The organism is Paenibacillus polysaccharolyticus (assembly GCF_023714295.1).
GTDB lineage: Bacteria > Bacillota > Bacilli > Paenibacillales > Paenibacillaceae > Paenibacillus > Paenibacillus polysaccharolyticus_A.
In genome coordinates, this window is the sequence record NZ_JAMAUN010000015.1 from 103,324 (window position 1) to 125,640 (window position 22,317).

24 protein-coding genes are annotated in these 22,317 nt (G+C 46.4%); 21 read left to right on the forward strand and 3 right to left on the reverse strand.

Going from position 1 to position 22,317, the window contains the following annotated elements:
- The first annotated feature begins 305 nt into the window (after positions 1-305).
- The 10 genes from M3629_RS25745 to M3629_RS25790 all read left to right on the forward strand — a co-directional run bounded on the left by M3629_RS25745 (position 306) and on the right by M3629_RS25790 (position 9,576).
- On the forward strand, positions 306-1,148 hold the full coding sequence (locus tag M3629_RS25745) for a DegV family protein (protein WP_251511396.1): 843 nt from the start codon (positions 306-308) through the stop codon (positions 1,146-1,148).
- A 220-nt stretch (positions 1,149-1,368) separates the two neighbouring features.
- Positions 1,369-2,085, forward strand: coding sequence for a response regulator transcription factor (locus tag M3629_RS25750; protein ID WP_285889021.1), 717 nt, complete (start codon positions 1,369-1,371; stop codon positions 2,083-2,085).
- A gap of 2 nt (positions 2,086-2,087) precedes the next feature.
- Positions 2,088-3,047, forward strand: coding sequence for a sensor histidine kinase (locus tag M3629_RS25755; protein ID WP_251511449.1), 960 nt, complete (start codon positions 2,088-2,090; stop codon positions 3,045-3,047).
- A 178-nt stretch (positions 3,048-3,225) separates the two neighbouring features.
- Complete coding sequence (locus tag M3629_RS25760; protein ID WP_251511399.1) at positions 3,226-4,149, forward strand: ABC transporter ATP-binding protein; 924 nt, start codon at positions 3,226-3,228, stop codon at positions 4,147-4,149.
- On the forward strand, positions 4,142-4,849 hold the full coding sequence (locus M3629_RS25765; RefSeq protein ID WP_251511402.1) for an ABC transporter permease: 708 nt from the start codon (positions 4,142-4,144) through the stop codon (positions 4,847-4,849). The genes M3629_RS25760 and M3629_RS25765 overlap by 8 nt, the downstream gene beginning before the upstream one ends.
- Before the next feature lie 119 nt (positions 4,850-4,968).
- The gene (gene thiD, locus M3629_RS25770; RefSeq protein WP_251511405.1) at positions 4,969-5,781 is read left to right on the forward strand and encodes a bifunctional hydroxymethylpyrimidine kinase/phosphomethylpyrimidine kinase; all 813 of its coding nucleotides are present in this window, start codon (positions 4,969-4,971) and stop codon (positions 5,779-5,781) included.
- A gap of 286 nt (positions 5,782-6,067) precedes the next feature.
- Complete coding sequence (locus tag M3629_RS25775) at positions 6,068-6,748, forward strand: response regulator transcription factor (RefSeq protein WP_251511408.1); 681 nt, start codon at positions 6,068-6,070, stop codon at positions 6,746-6,748.
- Positions 6,745-8,508 (forward strand): sensor histidine kinase, encoded by a 1,764-nt coding sequence (locus M3629_RS25780; protein WP_251511411.1) that lies wholly within the window; start codon positions 6,745-6,747, stop codon positions 8,506-8,508. The genes M3629_RS25775 and M3629_RS25780 overlap by 4 nt, the downstream gene beginning before the upstream one ends.
- A gap of 21 nt (positions 8,509-8,529) precedes the next feature.
- Positions 8,530-9,075 (forward strand): CDP-diacylglycerol--serine O-phosphatidyltransferase, encoded by a 546-nt coding sequence (gene pssA, locus M3629_RS25785; protein ID WP_090924293.1) that lies wholly within the window; start codon positions 8,530-8,532, stop codon positions 9,073-9,075.
- Between the two features lie 15 nt (positions 9,076-9,090).
- Positions 9,091-9,576 carry a DedA family protein gene (locus M3629_RS25790; RefSeq protein ID WP_251511413.1) on the forward strand — a complete coding sequence of 162 codons (486 nt, stop codon included), beginning with the start codon at positions 9,091-9,093 and terminating at the stop codon, positions 9,574-9,576.
- A 966-nt stretch (positions 9,577-10,542) separates the two neighbouring features.
- Here M3629_RS25790 and M3629_RS25795 read toward each other — a convergent pair.
- Both M3629_RS25795 and M3629_RS25800 read right to left on the reverse strand, forming a co-directional pair.
- Complete coding sequence (locus M3629_RS25795; RefSeq protein WP_251511416.1) at positions 10,543-11,205, reverse strand: transcriptional regulator; 663 nt, start codon at positions 11,203-11,205, stop codon at positions 10,543-10,545.
- Positions 11,206-11,665: 460 nt separating this feature from the next.
- On the reverse strand, positions 11,666-12,856 hold the full coding sequence (locus M3629_RS25800) for a cation:proton antiporter (RefSeq protein WP_154960183.1): 1,191 nt from the start codon (positions 12,854-12,856) through the stop codon (positions 11,666-11,668).
- 432 nt (positions 12,857-13,288) lie between these two features.
- Here M3629_RS25800 and M3629_RS25805 point away from each other — a divergent pair, with 432 nt between their 5' ends.
- From M3629_RS25805 to M3629_RS25830, 6 genes are all read left to right on the forward strand, one after another.
- Entirely contained in the window at positions 13,289-13,873 is a 585-nt protein-coding gene (locus tag M3629_RS25805; RefSeq protein ID WP_429352182.1) for a DUF420 domain-containing protein, read from the forward strand.
- 157 nt (positions 13,874-14,030) lie between these two features.
- A complete protein-coding gene (gene gpmA / locus M3629_RS25810) occupies positions 14,031-14,774 on the forward strand; it encodes a 2,3-diphosphoglycerate-dependent phosphoglycerate mutase (RefSeq protein ID WP_251511451.1) in 744 nt (247 codons plus the stop codon).
- A 342-nt stretch (positions 14,775-15,116) separates the two neighbouring features.
- On the forward strand, positions 15,117-15,299 hold the full coding sequence (locus M3629_RS25815; RefSeq protein ID WP_251511419.1) for a hypothetical protein: 183 nt from the start codon (positions 15,117-15,119) through the stop codon (positions 15,297-15,299).
- A 263-nt stretch (positions 15,300-15,562) separates the two neighbouring features.
- Positions 15,563-16,471, forward strand: a complete 909-nt coding sequence (locus M3629_RS25820) for an aldo/keto reductase (protein WP_251511454.1) — start codon at positions 15,563-15,565, stop codon at positions 16,469-16,471.
- Positions 16,472-16,577: 106 nt separating this feature from the next.
- Positions 16,578-16,904, forward strand: a complete 327-nt coding sequence (locus M3629_RS25825; protein ID WP_123065907.1) for a thioredoxin family protein — start codon at positions 16,578-16,580, stop codon at positions 16,902-16,904.
- Between the two features lie 246 nt (positions 16,905-17,150).
- Positions 17,151-17,333 (forward strand): hypothetical protein, encoded by a 183-nt coding sequence (locus M3629_RS25830; protein ID WP_123065904.1) that lies wholly within the window; start codon positions 17,151-17,153, stop codon positions 17,331-17,333.
- 173 nt (positions 17,334-17,506) lie between these two features.
- Here M3629_RS25830 and M3629_RS25835 read toward each other — a convergent pair whose 3' ends face one another.
- A complete protein-coding gene (locus M3629_RS25835; RefSeq protein ID WP_240037061.1) occupies positions 17,507-18,295 on the reverse strand; it encodes an undecaprenyl-diphosphate phosphatase in 789 nt (262 codons plus the stop codon).
- 243 nt (positions 18,296-18,538) lie between these two features.
- Here M3629_RS25835 and M3629_RS25840 point away from each other — a divergent pair, with 243 nt between their 5' ends.
- From M3629_RS25840 to M3629_RS25860, 5 genes are all read left to right on the forward strand, one after another.
- Positions 18,539-19,171, forward strand: a complete 633-nt coding sequence (locus M3629_RS25840) for a TetR/AcrR family transcriptional regulator (protein ID WP_145334782.1) — start codon at positions 18,539-18,541, stop codon at positions 19,169-19,171.
- A 146-nt stretch (positions 19,172-19,317) separates the two neighbouring features.
- A complete protein-coding gene (locus M3629_RS25845; protein WP_145334785.1) occupies positions 19,318-20,178 on the forward strand; it encodes a transporter substrate-binding domain-containing protein in 861 nt (286 codons plus the stop codon).
- A 31-nt stretch (positions 20,179-20,209) separates the two neighbouring features.
- Positions 20,210-20,854, forward strand: a complete 645-nt coding sequence (locus M3629_RS25850) for an amino acid ABC transporter permease (RefSeq protein ID WP_123065900.1) — start codon at positions 20,210-20,212, stop codon at positions 20,852-20,854.
- 16 nt (positions 20,855-20,870) lie between these two features.
- Positions 20,871-21,617, forward strand: coding sequence for an amino acid ABC transporter ATP-binding protein (locus tag M3629_RS25855; protein WP_251511422.1), 747 nt, complete (start codon positions 20,871-20,873; stop codon positions 21,615-21,617).
- Between the two features lie 74 nt (positions 21,618-21,691).
- Positions 21,692-22,114 (forward strand): OsmC family protein, encoded by a 423-nt coding sequence (locus tag M3629_RS25860; RefSeq protein WP_090924948.1) that lies wholly within the window; start codon positions 21,692-21,694, stop codon positions 22,112-22,114.
- Positions 22,115-22,317 lie beyond the last annotated feature (203 nt).

Below are 22,317 nucleotides of genomic sequence, written 5' to 3' on the forward strand. Positions count from 1 at the left end.
ACCTCCGATAAGTGGATTGAACGGCGGACCCGTTCACTTCAGTCAAGGCGAAAAAGAGAGAAGGACAACAGCATACCAATATATTCCTTCACAGGCAAGACATTTTTTTAGCGAATACTGGAACGTGAGGGATTGTTCATGAATGCGCCACAAGACAGGCAGGGGCGAATTCCTTTATAATGAAGAGGTAAGAGCGCAAGCGTTTACAATTGTATTTATTTAAATTTAAAATAACGGCCGGGCATGTGCCTGACGACGGGTAGATGATTACCAGCACGAACAATCCGGCAAGAGAGAAGGATGTCATGAAGAAAATTGCATGGGTCACCGATAGCACCAGTACACTGGATTCCGCTTTTGCGGAGCAAAATCATATCTACATTGTGCCGCTGCGCATTGTATTTGGCGAGGAATGTTACCGGGAAACCGAAGAAATCTCGTCCGATACCTTTTATGAGAAATTGGCAACTTCATCGCGCGCGAGCAGTTCACAACCGCCGATTGGTGAGTTTATCGAACTGTATGAATCCATTAAGGATCAGTATGATGAGATTATAACGATTCATTGCTCCACGGCACTTAGCGGAACGCTCCACACCTCGATGCAGGCAGCGGAGATGGCAGGCGTGACGGTTACCGCAATTGATTCAAGGGCAGGCGCTTATCCTCTTCGCGAGATGATTATGCAAGGTCTGGAATGGCAGAAGCAGGGATGTTCCGCTGCCGAGATTAAACATCATATCGAACAGATGATTGATAACATGTCTTTTTATCTGATTCCTGCGAGTCTTCAAAATCTTCATCGCAGCGGTCGTGTAACAGGAACACAACTGATTATCAGCCAACTGCTCAAGATACACTTGTTGCTTCGGTTCGAAGAGGGCAAAGTGGTAGTGAATGAGAAGATTCGTACGTTCAAACGTACAAAAGAGCGCATGCTTGAGATGCTGAAAAAAGACATGGAGAAGGTGAAACATGTGTGCATTATGCATGCAAACAACCATGAGGAAGCACATACGATTAAACAACAAATCACTGAACTGCTTCCGCGCTTGAAAACCGAGATTATGCCGTTTATCCCAGTGGTCAGCATTCATGCCGGGGCCGGTACAATTGGATTGTGCTGGATTCGGGGAGAACATGCATAGCTGCAAGATAACTGTTGATCCACATCGCATCGTTTAGTGAACGAACGCAATCATAAATAACGTCATTAATAAACCTGATGGAGCACACTTCAACCCGAAGTGCCTGCTTGGTCAGGTTTTTTTGATCTGTCATTGCCAATTTCATCAAACTGTGAGGTAATAAAGAAAACGGTCTTATAGAATAGCTTCATAGAAAATGTTTTATGCCGGAGGGGAGTTTATGTCAAGTCATCGCTTGTTGCTTGTGGAAGATGATCGTTCGATTAGTGAGATGGTTGGTCCCTATTTGGAAAAAGAGGGATTTGACCTTACATATGCCTATGACGGTCTGGAGGCAGAACGGCTGTTCAACGAGGCGAAGCCTGGGTTTGACCTGATTATTCTTGATCTCATGTTGCCACATCGGAGCGGGATGGATGTCCTGCAAACGATTCGCGCGAGAAGTCTGGTGCCTGTGCTGATTCTATCTGCCAAAGATGGGGACGTAGACAAAGCACTGGGTCTTGGCTTCGGGGCTGACGATTACTTGAGCAAACCGTTCTCGCTGATTGAGCTGACAGCGCGCATCAAAGCCGCAATACGCCGTGCCAATTACACGGCTCAGCCTGCGGAAGAAGAAGCCCACGACCACAGGATAATTCTCAGCGGACTTGTGGTGGACATGGAAACGTATGAGGTAGAGCGTGAAGGAGAGCCGATCAAATTAACGTCCAAGGAATTTGGCATTTTAAAATTATTGGTCACCCATCCCGGTAAAGTGTTCACCAAGGCTCAGATTTACGCGTCCGTCTGGAATGATCACTATTATGGCGATGAAAATATTATCAACGTACATATGCGCCGCTTGCGAGAAAAGCTGGAAGCCGACCCTTCTGCTCCGCGTTACATTAAAACGTTATGGGGCATTGGATATAAGCTGGAGGCGGAGCCGGTATGATGATGATCCTCTGGTTGCTTGCGGTATCAACGATCCTGCTTGCGTGGGCTGTTATTGTGCTTGGACTACGCCTTCATAAACGAAGTAAGCATCTAACGTATATTCACAATAAAGTGTCGGGTATTCTCGAACAGGGCACGTTTGAACGTCTGCTTGTATTTGATAGTGATGCACAGGTAAGCCGGCTGTTGAACGACATGAACCGGTTGCTTGAACACGCCCATCTGGCTAATGCTGACTATGCCAACCAGGAGAAGGAGATGCGTCATATGCTCTCCAACATTTCGCATGATTTGAAGACCCCACTTACGGTTGTACTCGGGTACAGTGAAACGTTGCTGCACAGTTCATCTCTGACCCATACGGAGCGGAGGGTAATGACGGAGAAAATACAGGATAAAGCACAGGAAGTGCTGCGCCTGATGCATTCTTTTTTTGATCTCGCCAAGCTTGAATCGGGAGACCGTCAGCTGGAACTTAGCCGGGTGAATATCAGTGAGTTGTGCCGGGTAAAAATGTTATCGTTTTACGAATTGCTTACAAAGCTCGGGTTACAAGTGGAACTGAGCATTCCAGAGCAGGATGTGTTCGTTCGCGCCAACGAAGAGGCACTGGATCGCGTGCTGGACAACCTGATCACCAATGCGATGAAATATGGCGCCGATGGCAAGCAACTCGGAATATCTATACTGAACAGAGAAGGAGAGCCCGTTACTGTGCAGGTATGGGACCGAGGAAAAGGTATCCCGGAACAGGAACACAGTCGTGTCTTTGAACGAATGTACACGCTGGAAGATTCCCGTAATCGGATGTATCAGGGCAGCGGTCTCGGCCTAACCATCACGAAGCGACTCGTTGAACGGATGGGTGGACGTATTGATGTTCATAGCGTGCCACATCAGCGGACGGTGTTTTCTTTTACGTTGGAAGAAATGCAGGACGTGAACGGTCGAACTATATGAGTTGAACTATTGTTTTACATGTCATCGGAGTGGTCTGTGTAAAACCTTTAGTTCAACTGATATAGCACAGGTTCCAACTTAAGGTTTTTGTAAGATTTGATTAATAAAAAAGCAGACTTTTTTCTTTACAATACAGTTATAAGCACCCCAGGAGGGGGACGTAAAGGAGAATGACCAGATGAGTTATATTGCACGGACCATAAATCTTACCAAGGTGTACGAAGGAACAGAGGTCGTATCCGGCGTTAACATGAATATTAAGCAAGGCGAAATTTATGGATTTTTAGGGCCAAACGGAGCAGGGAAAACAACATTAATGAAAATGTTAACCAACCTTGTTAAACCCACTGCGGGTGAGATCGAACTCTTCGGCGAAAAGCTAAATCCGGACTCTTACGAGTTATTGAAACGAATGGGCAGTATTATCGAGTATCCCTTTTTCTATGACAAATTGTCAGCGTGGGAAAATCTGGATCTACACTGTGAGTATATGGGATTCACGAGTAAACAGATGATTGGAAAACATATGGAAATGGTCGGTTTGAAGGATGCAGGCAAAAAACCTGTGAAGGACTTCTCTCTCGGTATGAAGCAACGTCTTGGGCTGGCTCGTGCGCTAATCACAACACCAGAGTTATTAATTCTGGATGAACCGATTAATGGGCTTGACCCGGTGGGCATCAAAGAGATGCGAGATCTCTTCAAACGATTGAGCACAGAATATCGCATCACGATGCTGATCTCCAGTCACATTCTGGGTGAAGTCGAGCAGGTTGCGGACACGATTGGTATCATTCGCGAGGGAAGGCTTGTCGAAGAAGTATCCATGGAGAGTATTCGTGGCAGTCATACCGATTATATTGAAGTACAGGCTGCAGATCCTAAGAAAGCTGCATACGTCGTAGAACATTTGTTGCATCTGAGCAATTATAAGTTGTTCGATGAGCAGACGTTACGTGTCTATGACCCAGATATAACGGCTTCCGATCTTAACAGCAAGCTGGTTCAGCACGGGGTTGCGGTGGAGTCGATCTCTAAACGTTCGCATTCCTTGGAAGAGCACTTCATGGGTCTAATGAAAGGGGCTGATGACGTTGCTTAAACTCATTCGTCTGGAATGGCGCAAGCATCGCTTTGCCCGGAATTTTGTGGGTGCAGGCATCGCCATTGTCAGCATTTTTCTATTTATGATTATGATTGGTGTTACAGATTTCGGGGCTGAAGATTATGCCTTTGCCGATTACCAGGGTGCCTTTATGCTAATTGATACATTTTCCAGAGCAGTGTTTATTATATTTGCTGGTTCCTTGATATCCAAATTGATCATTAGCGAGTATAGGGACAAAACGATGAATGTGATGTTTACCTATCCGATCAAGCGGCATAAAATTATCGCTGCGAAGTTAATATTAGTTTTTATTTTTACGTTTACGATGATCATGTTTACGGACATTCTAATGGGTGTGCTCCTGCTGGCGGCCAATCAGTACTATGGTTTTATTACCGAGCCTGTAGAATCTGTTGCTTTGGGGCAGATCGTACTGAAATATACGATAAGTTCGCTCTCTGCTGCCGCCATGGCTCTGATTCCTCTATTCTTCGGTATGCGCAAGCACTCGGTGACGGCTACAATGGTTGCTTCGATTTTCCTTGTTCTCATCGTATGCGGGGGGGTCAGCGGTTCCAGTGGACCTACAATGTCGGTCAATAACATCATCGTAATTCCGTTGACCTTGGGTGCAATTGGCTTATGGATCGCTACACGTTCCATGACAAGGTTGGAAACCAAAGATCTGAATTAAGATATGGTCTCTTTTGTGTTGAAAAAGCATGGCTGCATACGGCCTCACATGCCATTGACATCCGCTCGTACAAGGGATAGGATAGTGTCAACTGAAACACGAAGGAGAATAGAACGACCATGACGATTCCAAAAACATTAACTATCGCTGGCTCGGATACGAGCGGTGGCGCAGGCATTCAAGCCGATTTGAAAACATTCCAGGAGCTGGGCGTATACGGCATGACCGTATTAACAACGGTTGTTTCCATGGAACCTGAGACATGGGATCACCAGGTCTTTCCTGTCGAATTAAATGTAGTCGAGGCTCAGCTTCGCACCGTCCTGGACGGGATTGGTTTTGACGCGATGAAAACGGGCATGCTCGGTTCAGTGGATATCATTGAGCTTGTTGCCAAACATGTTCGCCGTAGCGGTCTGCCGCAAATCGTTATTGACCCAGTGATGGTGTGCAAAGGTACGGATGAGGTGCTGCAGCCGGAAAACACCGAAGCCATGATTGAATTTTTGCTTCCGGGTGCGGATCTTGTCACACCTAATCTCTTCGAAGCTTCCCAACTGGCGAAGAGCGGCCCGATTCGTTCGAAAGAGCAGATGGAAGCTGCGGCAGCTACCATTCACGCGCACGGTGCCAAACATGTCCTGATTAAAGATCGCGGTGTTATTAACCCGGGTAAAGCCATGGACTTGCTCTATGACGGAACCAATTATGATTGGTTCGAAGCCGATGTTGTCGGTTCCGGTTACACTCATGGTGCAGGATGCACAACATCTGCGGCCATTACTGCCGGGCTCGCTCGCGGACTTTCCGTGAAAGAGGCTGTGCGTGAAGGGAAAGCTTTCGTAACCAAAGCCATTGCTGGCGGGTTCCCGTTGAACCGCTTCGTTGGCCCTACACTGCACGTGGCACATCGTTTGGAGCATCAACGTTAATCAGCGTATGAAACGCATTTGTCCAGAACAGGACGGGCTAGCTTAGAGCGCATTGATAAAATATCCAGAATTTCATCTCAGGAGCGGTCAACGAACAGTGTAGTATCTGTTGGCTGCTTCTTTTTTGCGTATTTTGATAAAAAATAGTAACTTTTGGTATATATTAATCGTATATATGATGGAGCCGGTTCCTGAATATGAATGGATTTATCTGGAGAAATCAGGACACATGAACGACACATTGAGCAGGTATGTTATCTATAGAAATAAAGAAGGAGAGTCGGTCATGATCAGAACCGTGCTTCTGGTAGAAGACGAAAGCCGCATTCGTGAGATTGTGGCCGATTATTTTATAAAAGAACAGTGGAATGTGATTGAAGCCGAGGATGGCGTGCAGGCACTGGAACAACTAGCTCTACATGAGGTAGACCTGGTCATTCTGGATGTATTAATGCCTGAAATGGACGGGTGGACATTATGTGGTCATATTCGCTCCACTTCTACCGTACCTATTATCATGCTCACCGCTAAGTCTGAGGATGATGATAAGATCCACGGCTTCCAGTTAGGTGTAGACGATTATGTTACGAAGCCATTCAGCCCCCGAGTTCTGGTTGCACGAGCGGAGACGCTGATGAAACGGGTGGAAGGCGCGATAGGGCGGGAGCAGGGTGTGATTCGTTTTGGAGAAGTTACCCTTGATCCTTGGGCCAGACGTTTGGAGAGAGACGGGATTGAGGTGGAGCTTGCACCTAAGGAATACGATCTGCTACTCTATCTGGCTCGAAATGCGGGCATTGTCTTATCTAGAGAAGCCATATTAAATCGGGTATGGGGATTTGATTTTGAAGGTGATTCTCGTGTGGTAGATACGCATATTAAGAAGCTACGTAGCAAATTGGGCGATGAAGCAAAGTGCATACGTACCGTTATTGGTACGGGGTACCGGTTTGAGGCTGAAGCATGAGAAGAAATGGCGTAACGATGAAGCTGTTTCTGGTCATGGCCGGATTTGTGGTCCTGCTGTATGGGACAACGGTTCTTGCCCAACTGATCTGGTTCCCCGATTTCTACCAGCATCAGAAGGTTACCAGTATGAAAAAGAAACTGTCCAAGTTCGAACAGCAATACTCAGCTAGTCGCTGGAGCGATTTACAGCTTGCGAAGGAAACGGGCAGGTTCATGAGACAAAATCAGTCTCATCTCGTCATTTTGACGAATACAGGCAAGCTTGTGGATGATCCCTTTCACATCACGCTCCTTCAGGAAGATGGCAAACGTGTAAAGGTGTCCCTGTCACTATTCATCAATAGTGAAAATGCTGGGTGGATTCGGTCTCATCTCAAATTTGGGCAAAAACTAATCGTAAAGGGACCCACCAGCGTTGAAGAGAAATCGGAACCTATGGTGTATCCATTCAAAATTCAGGATGGGGCTTCTGCTGCATGGGGCACAGAAACTTTTCAGGAATCACTGCTGCCTGTTCAGGAATGGACGGGGGTACTAACGGAAGTTGTACTACCTGACCTGGCTACGTGGAGTCAGAGGCAAGGGCTGCTTGTGCAGGCTCTTGAAAGTCGATTCCCCTTGTCGTCAGAAGATCAGCAGATGTTGTCTAGAGGGAAAATGATCAACGAAGAATGGACGGACAGCTGGAGCGGTGTTCGTAACGTTATTACGATTGCTCCTGTGCACCGTGCAGGAGCGGAGCAACAGTTGATTTTTTCACTCACCTCGCTACAGGAGATGCGAGAAGCCAACGAGGCAACACGTTTATTTTACGGATACTTTGGTATAGGTGCGTTTGTACTGATTCTGTTGCTCGCCCTGTTATTGTCCAAAATTATAACGAAGCCGCTGCTCGCATTGAATCATGTGGCGAAAAAGATGTCCACACTGGATTTCACGGTGAGATCATCGATCCGGCGCAAGGACGAGATTGGGAGCCTTTCTGATAGTCTGAACGCTTTATCAGGTACACTGGGTCAGACGCTGGAAGAGCTTAAACAGGCCAATGAGCAGATGCGTACCGATATGGAATTGAAACAGCAAATTGAACAGCGTCAGCGTAAGTTTTTTGCCGATGCTTCTCATGAACTCAAAACACCGATCAGTATCATTAAGGGGTATTCTGAAGGGCTGAAAGACGGTGTGAGTGAAAACAAGCGGGAGCGCTACATTGAAGTCATTGTAGATGAAGCCATCAAGATGGAAACGATGGTTGAAGAAATGCTGGATCTGGTCCGACTGGAATCTGCTGCGATTCAATTAAATACCGGGGCGATTGCTTTGGCCGACATGATCGAAGATATTGCTGGGCGCCTCGGGCCTCAGCTGAAAGATAAAGGGCTTGAAGTAGTGCTTATATCCACGACGGAGCAGACGGTGGAAGGAGATCGAAGCAAGCTAGAGCAAGTATTTTACAATATTATGATGAATGCTATACGTCACGCGGTTTCGCAAACCGATATAATGATTGAGATTAACAGGCATGAAGGTTGTGTTCACGTCACGATTGAAAATAAAGGTGAACACATTGCGGAAGAGGAACGGCAATATATATGGGAGAGGTTCTACCGTGTAGAGCGTTCGCGCAATCGCAAAATGGGAGGGACCGGGCTAGGCCTGGCCATTTCAAAACAGATTCTCGATCTGCACGGATGTGGTTATGGAGTGGAGAATACACCGGATGGCGTACGTTTTTATATTACATTTCCTAAAGCCTAGTATGAAAGGAAGTTAAATTTTATGAAGTCTTTACCATCCATTTTAACCTTGGGGAATTTAAGTTCGGGGATGCTCGCGGTCATTATGGCGATTCATGGGGAGTTTGCCTTGGCTGTGACAATGATATGGGTAGCGATGTTCTTTGATTTATTTGATGGATATGCGGCACGCAAGCTTAATTGTGAAGGGGAATTCGGTAAAGCACTTGATTCACTCGCTGATGTCGTTTCCTTCGGGACAGCACCTGTGCTAATTCTGTACCTTAATTCGATGACTGAAGTTGGTATGCTGGGTATGGCATTGACAGCACTGTTCCCGGTGTGCGGAGCGCTTCGTCTTGCAAGATATAACTGCCAGAAAACACCAGTTAGTGGTTTTGTCGGAATGCCGATTACATTTGCAGGTGGACTGATGTCCTTCTTCGCTCTATGGAGTCCTTATTTTAATCATGCTGTAGCATATCTTGTTATTGTGGTATTATCCGGTCTCATGGTTAGTCAAATCCGTTTCCCTTCATTGAAGCAAATACTGCCCTCTCATGAGAAGGATATTGTGGAACCGAAATAAGGAGCGAGTTAAGTTATGGAATTTGCTAAAGAAATTATTAGTCAATATGGGTATTTCGCAATATATGGTTTACTCGCTCTTGGTGTTATTGGGCTACCGATTCCGGATGAGGTGTTGATGACCTTTGTCGGTTATCTCGCCTCGATCTCCGTTCTGGATTATTCCGTATCCATCGCTGTCTGTTTTGGCGGGGCGTTTACGGGAGGCATACTGAGTTATACGATTGGCCGAAAAGCCGGCAGGCCCCTGTTTGACAAATATGGTAAATGGATTGGGGTAAATGCCAAGCGATTTAGCAGGGTAGAAACGTGGTTTCTCAAATATGGGTCCTGGTCCGTTATTCTGGGTTATTTCATCCCAGGCGTGCGTAATCTAATGTGCTGTTTTTCTGGCATGAGTCGCATGAGGATGGGGAGATATGCTGTTATTTCCGGAATCGGTGCATTTGTTTGGTGCGTTGTGTTTATCTCGATCGGTTTCTATGTAGGTGTGTTAACTTAGGCTGGACAAGCCGAAGAGCAGAGGGAGAGACTGTTGCATGAAAGAGTTCTGATAGTTGGTGAGATCGTCTTCAAGCTGTGCGTACAGTAGCAACAAATGTGTAGGAAGTTACTCAGTAAACTGACAAATACAACTTAGGATGGAAGACCTCTTCGTGTGTAAGGTGGTCTTTTTTTTTGTTATTCTTCGAAACAAGATACCGAACCCAACCCAACCCTCTTATCTGTGCCAACCAGGGAGCGGATCTGATTTGCACATTGCAAACATCTGAGGACATCACTACCATACAGATGGAAACTCAGAAACAAAACATAAACGCAATACGCAGAAAGTGGAAGTCTCCATTAGAAATCTTAATTAGAAGTTTCCGCAAAACCTGCTAAAGTAAAGCCAATGAGATGTAACATTCCTCCTAATAATTCTAACGATCACAGATGAGCTTATTTGCACGATTTTGAGCTCTCTGAAATTCTAACGCTCACCAGGGAGCTTATTTCAGCAAAAACTCATGAATTAGGTCTGATTTTGCACTAAATTATCGAAATAAGCTTCCCTGAGACCGTTAGAATATAAAAAGGTGTGATATACGCCGAATAGCGTCTCTGGTGATCGTTAGAATTGCGGAGATAAGTTCACACATAAGGAAATACTTCCAACGTGACATAGCGTAGCCTCATTCACTCATAAATCAGCCACGAGCAAGTAATCATTAACATAAACATAAATACTGCCATGCTACATCCACCTTGCCACGACTACGCGATCAAGCACACCCAACTACTACGTTGCGGGACAACTTCCTCCAAGCACGTCCAACCACTTTGCCGTGGGACAACGTTCTCCAAGAACATCCAACTACTACACTACGGAACTACATTCAATAGGTTTGTAACAAGTGCTAACACTGTAATGAGCAAATTCGATTGTGTAACGTAGCCACATCCGAGCCACCCGCACCCCACCCGTTTACATTCGTAGAGCATAAGTTCGATACCGCTGAATGCCGCTCGCAACATATATAATTTCTTGATCCAACAGGCTGCGGAGGACTCTTCTCGTATGTGCGTCAGAGATTCGCAGATGTGTTGCCAATTCCAAAGGTGTAAACGGCCGGATTATACGTCTCGCATACCTCACGGCCTCAGCATCCAACCAGTTGAGGGCTGCGGGCGCATCTGAAGCCATAAATTTTCCCATAAATGCTAGCACCAGTTGCTGACACTGTTTTGGTTCATCTTTAATGGAGAGGTAGGCAATCGGCAGGAAAAGCCAGTCTTCCAATGTTAGGAGACATTGTCGCCAGCATAGATCTTTGAAACGTCTCACATCAAGATCACGAGCATGAGGCCCATAACCCTGAATCTCAATACCGCCTTTCACACCGTTCCCTGGTAAGTAGGCAAGATCCAGATAACGATAACCGTTGTGAAAATCTCGAACTTCCCACTCGGGATGCAAATGGTTGAAATTTTTCATGACGGGAAACCAGACGGAGCGCAAAAATTCCAATGTACCATGTTCAAGTCCATGTTCAATCCGTGATCGAACGCGGGGGTTGGTTTCTTTTGCAAGTAGCGCTTTAGTCCATTCCTCATATGCCTCATCAAAGTTTTGGCTTTTTGTGCTCATGGCATGAAAACCTCCTAGAAAAGTTAGTGGAAAAATGTAAAAAGCCGCTCTATTCATTTCATCCTCTTCATAGGAGGAGTTGAAATGAACAAAGCGGCGTGTGCTTCACGACCAATTAGGTGTTATGACAGTAGCTTGAATTAGAGAGTAGTTACTATCCTTGTACTTCTAAATTAATTAAAGTAAATTCCAAGCTAAACTACGGGAAGTTTATAACCTTCTTAGAAGGTAACGCATTAGGTCCAGTCAAAAGGCTGAGCATCCAGATTATTCTAGATTCGGTGTCTCGAACAAGTATAGCTCACACCAAGTATTGAGGGCAATGCTTATAAAATCTAATTGATTTAGCAATAAATCATACGATCTTTATATCATTTAAGGAATATCACCAATTTTGGAGAATCCTATGCCTGACACAAGTAGAATCTCACAGGTTAATATCTTACATTTATCATGAACCTTACCCGTTCAGATGAGATTCCTCAATACCCCGTTCTACACGTTTATCACCTTTTTTACGAGCAAACGTGATTTTGAGCAACGGTGGAGTGACAAGTGTAGTTACAATGACCATGATCACTACGCTGGTAAAGTATTCGGGATCAAGTAGTCCGGAAGCAAGACCTGTTGAGGCTATGATTAAGGCAACTTCCCCTCTGGAGATCATACCTGAACCGATGGCAAGGGAAGATGTGCGGTCAAATCCGGTTAAACGAGCCCCTGCACCGCCACCAAGCAGCTTGGTAATAATAGCAATTATACTAATAACCACAATGAGCCAAATTTGAGAGCCAACACCTTCAAATGTCACATTGAGTCCGATACTAACGAAGAATACAGGTACGAAAATACTGTAAGCAATAGGTTCGACCTTATGCTCAACTTCATGTTTAAAGTCCGTTTGAGAAATCGCAATACCTGCTGCGAATGCACCAATAATGCCTGCAACGCCCATCCACTCTGCAAAGTAAGAGAAACCAAAGCAGATGATCAAACCTGCCGTTATGACGGTCTCCGTTACTCGGAGAGGAGCCATCCATTTCATAATGCGTGGCACCAGCAACCAGCCGGCTGCAATGATAATGACAAAGAATAACAGCTTTTTACCAATCAACAAGCCGATGGAAACATCTCCGCCGCCTGTTCCGAGCACACTCATCATGACAGCGAGTAAAACGACAACAAGTACGTCATCTACAACAGCAGCCCCTAAAATCGTTGTACCCTCGCGGGAACTAAGCTGGTCCATATCCTTCAACGTTTGTACTGATATACTTACTGACGTTGCACAGAATAACAATCCGAAGAACAATGCATGGGTCTGTGACATGCCGAAAGCTATAGCTGATCCATATCCGCCGATAAAAGGTAAAATAATACCCCCGACCGCCACAGCAAAGGCTGCCTTCCAGTTTTTCTTCAATTGCTCCAGATCAGTTTCGAGACCCGCAATGAACATGAGCAATAATACCCCGATTTCAGCCATGTAATGAACGAAATCCGTTTGCTGAACCCAACCGAGCAACGCAGGCCCAAGAACGACACCCACAATAAGTTTTCCGAGTACGGACGGCTGGCCTAATCTGACAGACAGATCACCAGCAAGTTTGGTGAAAATCAAAATAAGTGCAAGAACTAACATGAATTCCATAGCAGACTCCTCCCCAACTGTAGCGTTTCGTGTAGGTTTTCCTAGCCAAGAGCCCCTTATCCTAAGGGGTGAAAACAAAAAAAAGGCATAAAAGGGCAACGAAAATCGTGCCGTTCCAAGCCTCAAAAAAGACAAAGGAGGGCCCTTGGTGACAGGCTCCTCCAATTTCGAACGCGTATGTGATTAATTATATTAATTATAACACAAATTAGAGGTATCGTAAACACGCGGTGTAGGTAACAGACCCTAAAGACTTATGTTTGTAAGGATAAATCCACTTAAGCTGAGTGACTTACACAGCGATAACAACAACGTAATGAATTATAAATGACTGAGCAACTTTTGTTCAGAGTGTTGTCACTTAACAGCCCTGATTTGCCGCGATATAATGATATAGAACACAGAAAGTTAGGAAATGAGGAGGATTTTGCATTGGCTAAAAAGGACAGAGGGAATCTGAACACATCATCGAATCAGATCACCCCGACCAGTAATAAAAATTTCGCAGGTATCATTATTACCATCTCCATTCTTGCTAACGTTATCATCTTGTTATTGTTTTTCGCACCCTCGATTGGGTATAAAGGCGAGGTTACGTTCGACATTACCGTGTTGCCACGCTTTAATGCCGTGTTTAACAGCTTTACCTTTATCTTTTTGCTGGCTGCGCTGATTGCCATTATCAAACGTAACGTCAAGCTGCACAAACGCTTTATTTTGGCGGCATTTTCAACCACGCTGCTGTTCCTGGTCACCTATTTGACGTTCCATTATCTGTCTCCGGAAACGTCCAAGTTTGGTGGCGAAGGTATCGTTCGTTCGATCTACTTCTTCATTTTGATCACACACAGCATTCTGGCTGCGCTGATTGTGCCACTTGCGCTCTTTACGCTCGTATGGGGCTGGACAAACCAGTTGCAGAAACACCGTAAAATTGCACGCTGGACGATGCCAATCTGGTTGTATGTTAGCTCTACAGGTGTAGTCGTGTACTTAATGATGGCACCGTATTATTGATTTCTTTTTATGCCGTTAACGGTTCATATTATCCACCTGTTTTAACGGAGCTGAAAATGAGCCTGGAATGAGTTGTAACCACCCATTATGAACACCGTTAGTGATGTATAAGTTCACTGGTTCTGCGGGTAATGTATCCAAGGAAGGAGGGCACATGATGTATAGAATAGTGTTGATTCGCCATGGACAGAGCATGTGGAACGTGGAAAACCGGTTTACGGGTTGGACGGACGTGGATCTGACCGAGGACGGATACGGTGAAGCGCGTAAGGCCGGGAAAATCCTGAAAGAGCAGGGGTTTGATTTTGACTGTGCCTACGCATCGGTATTGAAACGTTCCATTCGTACACTGGATATAGCGCTGGATGAGATGGACTTGATGTGGATTCCGATTGAGAAGACGTGGAAGCTGAACGAACGTCATTACGGAGCGCTACAAGGACTAAACAAGCAGCAAACGGCGATGAAATATGGGGAAGATCAGGTTCATGAATGGCGCCGTTCCATTAACGTTTCCCCGCCAGCTCTGGGTGAGGATGACGATAGATATGTTCAGGACCTGGACAAGTACAGGCGCCTTGGCTGCACCATCCCCCGTACAGAGAATTTGATGGATACGTCCAAGCGGGTGTTGGAGTACTGGGATGCAGAGATTAAACCGATGGTTTCCTCGGGAAAAAGAGTGCTGATCTCCGCGCATGGTAATACGCTCCGTTCACTAGTCATGCATCTGGACCAATTGTCCGAAGCGGACGTGATGGCGCTCAACATCCCGACAGGCATTCCGCTGGTCTATGAGTTGAACGAAGAGCTGCACCCGACCGGTCATTTTTATCTGACTGCCGATGGCTCGACCTACAAGCATGAAGAGATGAGCCAAGTAGCCCGACCATCCGACTGATGACGAGGGATGAAGACTATAGCAATTCAATGAAGTATATGAAACCACGACTTGAATCCAAATAAGGTCACAATAAGGTCATATGGATTCAAAACCAAGTGCTGCATCGCTTATACAGGCTCACGTTACGGAGCATACTAACCGAGCAAAAAATGATCACCGAACCATTCTTCATTTCGGTGATCATCTTTTTTTGTACTTCCCAATCGTAATAGCTGAGTGTGCCAGTTGGAGAAACGTTTTATTTTTACAGGCAAGCTTGGATATCGTTTCGTTTGCGCTAAATCGGGTAAAACTCAAACAAGACACGATGTACATGAATCCAGAAGGAGGACAGTTACAATGTCGAAACGTAAATTGCTTATGACGGCGATTGGAGCTGGCGTGACGTACCTGATGAGGAACAAACAAGCTCGTGATAAGGTGTTTAGCACGGTATCCAATATGGTGAAGAAGAACGGATCATCTTCAGCCCGTACCGCTAGACCTCGGGTGGAGGTTAGCAATCAAGAGTGGAGAAACTAAGTAATCCAGGAATCTAACATGATGGCTAACCAATAAGTTGGCAGTGTAGGGAGATCCTATTATCTGTTCGAAGCATGACGCTGAATGGCTACGAAAATTTGGAGACCTGGGACGATAGTTCCGGGTTTTTCTGTTGTGCTGTCTTAGTATCAACGGAGATTGCTCACCTATGCGATTTTTTCCAGCAAGAATGATACAATGAATACTTGCAGAACGTATAGAGAGGAGATGCACTTATGGAAAATGGTCGTTTGCACACAACCATGAAAAAAAATCGTTTGGGCACATCCGAACTAATGGTGGGGGAGATCGGGCTGGGCTGTATGTCGCTCGGAATGGAACTGAAACCTGCGGTGGAACTGATTCACGAAGCGCTGGATCTTGGTGTGAATCTGCTGGACACGGCTGATCTGTACGACGCCGGACGGAACGAAGAGATCGTGGGACAAGCGGTCAAAGGGCGCCGGGACCAAGTCATTCTGGCAACCAAAGTGGGGAACCGTCGTATTCCTGGGAAGGAAGGCTGGTCATGGGACCCGTCCAAAGCTTACATTAAACAAACAGTGCATGATAGCCTCAAACGCCTGCAGACCGATTATATTGATCTGTATCAGCTTCATGGAGGCACACTAGATGATCCAATCGCTGAGACCATTGAGGCGTTTGAAGAGTTGAAGAAGGAAGGGCTTATCCGGTACTACGGTATTTCTTCCATTCGTCCTAACGTGATACGGGAGTATGTAAAGAATTCGTCTATTGTCAGCGTGATGAACCAGTACAGTGTGCTTGATCGCCGGGCGGAAGAGGAAGTATTACCTTTACTTGAGCAAAAAGAAATCAGCGTCATCGCTCGCGGCCCGGTTGCCAGTGGTGTACTGGCAGAATCGGGAACGGCGAAGGCAGACAAAGGATATTTGGACTACACGGCGGAGCAGTTGCATCACATTCGCCAAGGCCTAGATGCGCTGGTCACGGATGATCGCAGTATGGCACAGACGGCCATCCGTTATGCGCTTGCGCATCCTGCCGTTGCTGCTGTCGTTCCAGGAGCAAGCTCCAGAACACAATTACTGCATAACATTGCTGCTGCTTCATCGGCCCCGCTCACCCCTGCCGAGATTCAGGTCATACGGGAACAGAGCCCTGCTAACCGTTATACGCAGCATCGCTAATGAGCGGGTTGCCTGTTTTCAAATGTAACTATTTAAGGTACAATAAAAACATTAATTCTACACGAAGTACAACCCTTAAGTAGAACGACATAAGGAGAGATCAGATATGGAAAGAATTCAAAGTGAACAGCAATACCGCGACCTGATTAACTCTGACGGCATGACGGTCATTAAATTTGATACCACTTGGTGCCCGGACTGCAAAAACCTGGATCGGTTTATCGGCGATGTTATTGATCAACATACGGATAAAACCTTCTATGCACTGGATGCAGAAGAATTCCAGCCGTTTGCGGAAGAGAACGGTGTACGTGGCATTCCTAGCCTGCTGGTATTCCAGAACGGCAAGAAGCTTGCACATCTTCACAGCAAATGGGCAAAGACCCCTGCACAAATCTCGGAGTACTTGGAGACCCTTGAGTCCAAAGTATAAGACGGATAGTCTTATATGTGACAATTGATATTGATATGGCTCGATGGATCTTTGTATCGTTTCGGAGCATAACCTCATCCCCTACGTGTTCTCAGACACGTGGGGGATTTTTCGGTTCTTTTCATTCCTCATCCTCCCTCGCTATTCTTAGCACTAAGCATCCAATAAAGCCTTGTTTAGAATTTGTTCAGTATCGTTCGGTATACTTGATAGAACAAACTGAATATTGGAGTGAACAAGAGCCACATGAGCAGAGAGATTATAGATGAGATGCACCAATTAAGCCACAATGACGACCGCCGATATCACTTGTTGATGATGGGTGTCAAGCAAATGTTACATGAACAGAAGCTGAACAGATATCGCTGGCTGGGAAGACTTAAGGAGCGAAGAAGACAACGAAGCATACAAGCAGATCGATGGGAGTAATAATCTAACTTCCTGAACATGCCTTAGAAATATCATGATGGTACATTTACATATGAAGTGATAGCAAAATGGCGGCCCGACTTCCGTGAGGAAGACAGGGCCGCCATTTTCCAATTAAATCAACGGATCTGTTTGATGTTGATAAGAATTGAACCGTGTTTACACAGATTCCATTACATCATCAGGATCACAAAGAATACAGCTGCCAGTACGAATCGGTACACAGCGAAAACAGTCAGGCTCAATCTTTTCAAAATAGACAGGAATGTCTTAATCGCCAGCATGGCAACGATGAACGCTGCGATAAATCCGATTGCAAAGATCAGAAAATCATCGCTGTTCAGATGATCGATGCTTTTGTACATATCATATCCCGTGGCACCAATCATAATTGGAACGGACACGAGGAAGGTGAACTCTGCCGCAGCTACCCGGCTGATTCCGGCAAACAGGCCGCCCGAGATCGTGGAGCCGGAACGGGAGAAGCCCGGCCACAACGCCAAAATCTGAAACATACCCACAGCAAACGCTTGTTTGTAGGTAATATCGTCAACGTCATGTGTGGTAATACGTGAGCTCTTATGGCTCCAGCGTTCAGCTACGATCATCAATATACCACCGATCACAAGGCTGTACAGTACGGTTTGCGGACCAAACAAGTGAGCCTTGATCCAGTCCCGGAACACGAGTCCGATGACAACGGCAGGAACCATCGCCAGAATGATATGTCCCAGATTGAGGCGGCGGGAATACGGCCTTTTGCCTCCAGTGAAGCGAAACATATCAATGAATTTGTTCCAGTACAGTACGACAACAGCCAGTACAGCACCAAGCTGGACAACCACCTCAAACGTTTTGACTGACTCGTTGTCCTCTGATAGACCCAGCAAGTGAGCTGTCAGAATCATGTGTCCGGTAGAGGACACGGGCAAAAACTCAGTCAAACCTTCGATGATGCCCATAATAATGGATGATATAAAGTCCAATTCTCTTCCTCCTTGAGATGCAGATGACAGCCATAAGGCTTGTCCTGCTATAACGATGTCTGTCCTTTCGAACAAGACTATCCTCTATTATGCTCAGAATTGCCTCCCACTTCAACTCTATGCTTGTAACCCGTTGTTTAAAACTATATTGACAAAAACCTAGTTATCCCATAGGATATACATTAACTGACTGACTGATCAATCGGGAGGGTAAAAAGCATGGCCAAAGTCAACGGTTTGGGACCCGGAGAAGAACGAAGGGACCAAATTATTCGTATAGCGATGGAACGATTCGCAACTCAAGGGTATCATCAGACGAAAATCTCTGATATTGTTCGCGAAGCTGGAGTCGCTCAGGGAACCTTTTACTGGCACTTCAAGAGCAAGGAAGCCATTGCTTCCGAGATTTTGTTAACGGGCAGAGAACAATTGCTTGAAGCAATCGGGCAAGGGTACCGGAAGGATGCCGGGTCGGTTGAAGATATGGTGAAGGCCTCGGAGAAGCTGTTTACCAACTTGTTCACCTTTGCAGCGCAGAACCGATATTTCATGGAGTTGTTGCTTAAGGGGATCGTGACCGAAGAATCCGTCCAGAGGCTAGTTGAAGAGACTCGCAATGCGGTGGAGACAGCATTCCGTCACAATATGGAGCGTGCCATCGAACTGGGGATGCTGCCAGCAGATATGAATGTACCCTTACGCGCGGCATTGCTTGTAAGCATGATCGAGGGCATGATCTCGCGCTGGTTGTTCGGCTCAGAGGAGCTACACGGCCGTTTCGCGGAGATGAGCGCTACTGAATTGGCAACTGAAGCGGCGAGTTTTGAGTTTTACGGCCTGCTCGGTACATAATGTCGGCAGGGCCTGGGGCTTTATTTTTCAGGCAAAAGAGGCAACAAGGCTTCACATTTAACACACTTCTTCACATGATTAAGCCAGTCACAGGGAATAATGGAATCACCAAGAGAACATAAGATGAATGAGAGGAAGTTAACGTCATGAACAACACATATGGAACTAAAATTCGCAAAGGGTGGTCACTCACCGCAATTCTGCTCATGGTTGTGCTTGTACTAAGTGCGTGCGGTAGCAAACCAGCGGCGGAGAATGGCAATACAAACAATGCAGCACAGTCTGGCGGCAACGAACTGGAGCAGATCAAATCAGCAGGTGTCATGAAAGTCGGCATGATGGGTACGTATCGTCCATACAACTTCCTGAATGACAAGAAAGAAATGGACGGATTTGATGCGGATATCGCACGTGAAGTCGCGAAGCGTCTTGGCGTTAAGGTTGAGTTTGTATCTCAGGAGTTCTCCGGTCTGACTCCAAGTCTGCAAGCGAAAAAGCTGGATGCGATTATCAGCCAAATGACGATTACGGACGATCGCAAAAAAGTGCTGGATTTCAGTGATCCGTACATCACCAACCAGGTCAAAATTATTGTCAAAGAAGACAACAACGATATTACGAAACTGGAAGATTTCAAAGGCAAAACAATCGGTGTAGGTTTGGGCACAAATGATGAAACGTACCTGCGCAACGAAGTGTTGCCCAAAGTCGGAGATTTTACAATCAAAACGTATGATGATGTGATCTCATCTCTGAAAGACCTGAACGCAGGACGGATCGATGCAACGATCAACAACCTGTATGCGTTGAAACCTATCGTAGATGCGAATGGATTCAAAATTAAAGCTGTTGGCGAAGCAATCAAGAGTGACCAGGCAGGTATCGCGGTGCGTAAGGACAACCCTGAACTTGTAGCGGCACTGAACGATGCACTGAAAGGCATGAAGGATGACGGCACGTACAATACCATTTTCAAAAAATGGTTTGGTGAAGAGCCTGCGCAATAATGAACCTGCAAGGCGAAGGGAAGTTTGATCTATGGAACTGATATTCGAAAATATCCCCTTCTTTCTGAAGGGGGCTTATTATACGCTTTATGTTACGGTGATCTCTATGTTTTTTGCCTTTATTATCGGGGTGCTTGTAGCCATTGCCAGGCTTAAAGGACCGATGTGGCTAAGATTGATCGCCAGATTTTATGTATCCATCATGCGGGGAACCCCGCTGCTGGTGCAATTATTCGTTATCTATTACGGGCTTGTGGACTACGGCGTAACTCTCGGGTCACTAACGGCCGCTTGTCTTGGTCTCAGTCTGAACGCGGGGGCATTCCTGTCGGAAACGTTCCGCGGTGCGATTCAAGCTGTACCGAAAGGGCAAACGGAAGCGGCATACGCTACCGGTATGACTCCAGCACAGGCGATGAGACGGATCATTTTCCCGCAGGCTGTGCGCATTGCCATTCCACCGATGGGGAATACCTTTATCGGAATGCTCAAGGAAACATCGCTTGTTGCTGCAATTGGCGTTACCGAGCTGTTGCGGTCTGCGCAGCTTCTGGTTTCGCAGTATGCGCTCAACATGCCATTTTATCTGGCAATCGGCGTGATTTATTGGATTATGAGCATCGGTTTCTCGGCCATTCTGGAACAAGTGGAGCGCCGGCTGGCCCGGGCTTACTAAAGGGGGAGAGAACCGGGTGATTACTACAACTGGATTAACCAAACGTTTTCAAAAACATGAAGTGCTCACCAATATCGATATGCATGTAGATGCCAAGGATATTGTTGTCCTGCTGGGTCCCAGTGGATCAGGCAAAAGTACACTGCTACGCTGTCTCAATGGACTCGAACAGTTGTCCGGCGGACAGATCGAAGTGAACGGCATTGTGGTAAACAGCGCAGATCCGCTGCGTGTGCAACGTGCCCGGGTGCTGGAGATTCGTCGCCAGACGGGTATGGTGTTCCAGCAGTTTAACCTGTATCCGCACAAGACGGTGCTTGGTAATGTTATGGAAGGTCTTGTGACGGTGAAAAAAATAAAGCGGGACGAAGCCGCCGAGCGCGGCCGACTTTTGCTGGATCGTGTAGGGCTGTCGGATAAGCAGGATGCTTATCCTTCCCGTTTATCCGGTGGACAACAGCAACGCGTAGCCATTGCACGGGCGCTGGCGATGGAGCCGGAAGTGATGCTGTTTGACGAACCGACCTCGGCCCTCGACCCCGAGCTGGTTGGAGAGGTGTTGTCGGTGATGAAAGAGCTGGCGCAGGAAGGCATGACGATGCTGGTCGTGACACACGAGTTGAAATTCGCCCGGAACGTGGCGAACAAAATTGTCTTTATGGCGGACGGCTCCATTGTGGAGACAGCTAGCCCTGAAGCCTTTTTCGAACATCCGGAGCAAGAGCGTACACGCCAGTTCCTGCGGCAGATTACCGAATTTTAAACCACCCAGTGATGGGAAGGTTATTCTGTCATCGCAGTGTATGTGTAAACTACTATAGAAAGAAGGAAAACATCATGAACGTAACCACAGTATGGAAGGGAAAACGCGCGTTTACCTCCGAAGGACCCTCAGGGTATGCTGTAGGCATGGACGCCACAGCCGCATATGGCGGTGATAGCCAAGGCGCTACGCCGATGGAATTGTTACTCGCTGGCCTTGGTGGCTGTATGGGAATCGACATCACGATGATTCTGGATGCTTTTCTGGACAAGATCGATTCGATTGAGATTGAAGCACAAGGCACGCGGAGCGAGGATATGCCCAAAGGTTTTACGTCCATTGACCTGATCTTCAAAGTGGACGGAGATATCCCGGATTACCGGATCTGGAAAGCCATCCAGATGGCTGAAGAGAAATACTGCGCCGTTTCCGCATCACTGAGCGCAGATATCCATCCGAAGCTGATCCTCAATGGCGTGAGCACACCTCGTCCATAAAAAGCTTTAATTTCACGTTAGTTTGAATGAAAAGACACTTCCAATCACGGAAGTGTCTTTTTAGCTTGGCATATTTTATTGAATCCCACTCATGTATCTATAACAACTCAGGTCCATATCTCCACTTTAATGTCGAATCGAAGACCGCAGTTATATGGTATGATGGATGCGCAGGTGAGAATGATCTGCTTCGGATGATCACA